Raw genomic sequence first — 1253 nt, 5'->3', positions numbered from 1 at the left:
CACGACAAACGCATGAATGATCCTCTTTTTCTGACTTTGCCTGCTGTCTCTTTTTTAAGAATTTAACACTTCTTCTAAATGCTTCATTGGGCGCAATCCAATTACATACCGTTTTTTTCTCATTGACAGTTTATGTCTTGATACTTCCGCTGTTTTTAAGATACTTAAACTCCATTTTCTAATAATGTTCTGATTTTGGGCTGCTATCTTGTCTATTGTTGTGTTTGCATCTTCACGAAAGGTTACATCTAGATGCCAGTGCATACTTTCTATACTCCAATGCCCTCTCACTGCTCGGCTTATCAACTCAATATCTTCTCGCAAACTGCTGATAAAATAACGATATTCCTCTTTCTCTATTCCATCCGTCTCAAGGGTTTTCTTCTCCATAACAATACTTTTCAAACCCTTCCATTCTTTCTTTTGCGCCATCCAGACTATATCTTCTGTTTGATAATACTCCCTCGTTTCTATCTGGCTGTGGGCTTTTTCCTGTGTCTTTTTATAACATCCTTTTTCTTGGATTTCTTTCAAAAACCTCTTCTCTTTAAAATATTCTTTTACCTCTTCGTACATTGTCCCCTGATTTCCTTTCAAGGCAAGGACATAGTCAGCACATTTTCTCCTGATCTTTTCTGCAATCCCCTTTTGTGTTCCCATTGCATCAATTGTAATTACCTGATCTTTTATTTGTATTTTTTCCAGCAGTTCCGGAATTGCTGTTATCTCATTGCTTTTTTCCTCCACTGCCTTTTGCCCAAGGCAAAACCCATCTTCCTTACTCCATGCTGAAACAATGTGTGATGCTTTTTCTTCCTTCCTTTTATTCGCGCACATGGTTTTTCCATCAATACAAATGATTTTTTTCAACAGTTCCCCATCATTTCTGTTTAACCGTTCCTGCCATTTCGCATAAAGCTGCTGTAAGATTTCAGGCGAAATCATCCCCATAACCCGACGGATTGTGTCATGAGACGGAGACCCATTTTTTAACTCAATATATTTTCGCAGATAATCCTGGTAATCTTCTGCAAACAGAGCGATTTCTACCCAGTCGTCTGCATTGGCGAGTGTAGCAAACAATACAATCACTAAAATATCTTTTAATGTATGACGCACTTTTCTTTGCTGACGTTTATCCTCAATATATTCCATCCACTCTAACAATTCTTTCATAAAGAAACACCTCTTTTCTCTTTAGTTTATCAGAAAAAAGGGATGTTCACAATTTATTTACTCATGCGTTTGTCGTG

At 37.5% G+C, this 1253-nt stretch carries 1 protein-coding gene; it reads right to left on the bottom strand.

Annotated elements, in window-relative coordinates:
- Positions 1 to 54: 54 nt before the first annotated feature.
- Entirely contained in the window at positions 55 to 1176 is a 1122-nt protein-coding gene (locus tag ACTQXY_RS15460) for an ISAs1 family transposase (protein ID WP_272108561.1), read from the bottom strand.
- Between the last annotated feature and the right edge of the window lie 77 nt (positions 1177 to 1253).

Origin of the sequence: Faecalimonas sp. LCP19S3_D12 (assembly GCF_052121495.1) — a bacterium.
GTDB lineage: Bacteria > Bacillota > Clostridia > Lachnospirales > Lachnospiraceae > Faecalimonas.
Note: the sequence above shows the minus strand (reverse complement) of the source record. Positions and strands in the feature narration are given on the sequence as shown.